Annotated in this window: 2 protein-coding genes; both read left to right on the forward strand. The window is 74.7% G+C overall.

Annotated elements, in window-relative coordinates:
• Nucleotides 1–2 precede the first annotated feature (2 nt).
• A complete protein-coding gene (locus SACSA_RS20825) occupies nt 3–1,499 on the forward strand; it encodes a sensor histidine kinase (protein WP_332253218.1) in 1,497 nt (498 codons plus the stop codon).
• Nucleotides 1,496–1,978, forward strand: a 483-nt coding sequence (locus SACSA_RS0100325; protein ID WP_019812572.1) for a response regulator, incomplete at its 3' end; no start/stop codon positions are given. The genes SACSA_RS20825 and SACSA_RS0100325, both read left to right, overlap by 4 nt.

Here is a 1,978-nt window from a genome sequence, read left to right on the forward strand (position 1 = left end):
GCCTGAGGCCCGGGCACGGGCGCCGCGCGCGCTGTTACGTTGACGCGCGTGCGCAGGCTTCGTTCCCCGCTCGGCCCGGCGACCGCGTGGGGTCGCGGGATCATCCGGGTGTCGGGCCCGCCTCCCCGACCGGGGCGAACGGGCTCGCGGCGCCGTGGCCGGACTGGCGCCGTCCCCCGCCCACCCGAGCGCAGCAGCGGCACGACGTGCTGCTCGGTCTCGGCGTCGTCACCGGCGCGGTGGCGATGACGGTGCTGGTGAACAGCATGGGCGCGCTGGCGTTCGGTGCCGCGCCCGCGCTGGCCGAGCAGTTCGCCTGGGCCGTGGGCATCACGGCGCCGTTGGTGGTGCGCCGCCGGTACCCGCTCGCGGTGGTGCTCGTGGTCGGTGCGGTGTTCATCGCCGCGCAGGTGCGCCAGAACGGTGACAACCTCGTGCCCTCGATCGCGCTGTTCCTCGCCCTGTACACCGCCGGGGCGTGGGGACGGGACCGTGTGCGCGCCCGCCGCGTGCGGGTCCTCGTGGTCGTGGCCATGTTCGCCTGGCTCACGGTCTCACTGGTGCGGTCGCTGGTGACCCCGACGCCCGCCCCGCCCGAGGCGGGAGGGCCGCTCGACCCGGTGCTGTCGGCCGTGCTCTACAGCGTGGGATTCAACCTGCTGTTCTTCCTGTCCGGCTACTTCTTCGGCGACCAGGCCTGGCTGTCGGCGCGCAGGCGGGCGGAGCTCGAACACGCCACCGAGCGACTGCGCCGGTCGCAGGAGGAGAACACGCGGAACGCGATCGTGGCCGAACGGGTGCGCATCGCCCGCGACCTGCACGACATCGTCGCCCACCACGTGTCGGTGATGGGTATCCAGGCCGGCGCGGCACGCCGGGTGTTCGACACCGACCGCGACCTCGCCCGGGGCGCGATCGACACGGTGGAGAGCACCGCCCGCACCGTGATCGAGGAGTTGCGCGGGCTCCTGGGCATCCTGCGTTCCGAACCCGACGAGGACGGCGAGCCGGCCGGTGACCGCACCCGAGCGGACGGGACGCACCCCTCGTCGGCGGGGCTGGACCAGATCCCCGAGCTCGTCGCCTCGGCACGGGCCACCGGTCTGGAGGTGCACTACGGCGTCTACGGCGACACCTCCGACGCAGACCGCCCGGTGCCGGACGCGGTGGCCCTGTCGGTGTACCGGGTCGTGCAGGAGGCCCTGACCAACATCGTGCGGCACGCCGGTGCCCGATCCGCCGACGTGCGGGTGCGCCACCGCGGCCGGGAGGTCGAGGTGGAGGTCACCGACGACGGGCGGGGACCCGGTGCTCCCGGCTCGTCGACGGGCACCGGACTGGGCCTGCTGGGGATGCGCGAACGGGTCGCGGTCCACGGCGGAACCCTGGAAACCGGGCCGCGGCGCGGTGGCGGGTACCGTGTCCGCGCCAGCCTCCCCGTCGCGACGCCCCAGGACGGCCCGGCCAGGACGGCGACGCCGGAGGAGGACCACGGATGAGCGGTGAGACCGGCGGTGCCCGCGGTCCGTTGCGGGTCGTCCTCGCGGACGACCAGGACCTCGTGCGGGCGGGCTTCCGGGTCATCCTCGGCGCTGAGCCCGACATCGAGGTCGCGGGCGAGGCCGCCGACGGCGCCGAGGCGGTGGAGATGGCCGCCCGGTGCCGCGCCGACGTCGTGCTGATGGACGTGCGGATGCCCCGCGTCGACGGCCTCGAGGCGACCCGCCGCATTCTCGGGGCCACCGCCGCCCGCACGACACCGCCGGGCTCGGAAACGAAGGTCATCATCCTGACCACCTTCGACCGGGAGGACTACCTGTTCGAGGCGCTGCGCGCCGGAGCCAGCGGGTTCCTGTTGAAGAACGCCTCGCCGGAGGACCTGGTGGAGTCGGTGCGGGTCGTGGCGCGCGGCGACGCGCTGCTGTCACCGGAGGTCACCCGCAGGGTCGTCGCGCGGTTCGCCGCGCCGGGCCCGGCC

The sequence above is a fragment of the Saccharomonospora saliphila YIM 90502 genome, assembly GCF_000383795.1.
Lineage (GTDB): Bacteria > Actinomycetota > Actinomycetes > Mycobacteriales > Pseudonocardiaceae > Saccharomonospora > Saccharomonospora saliphila.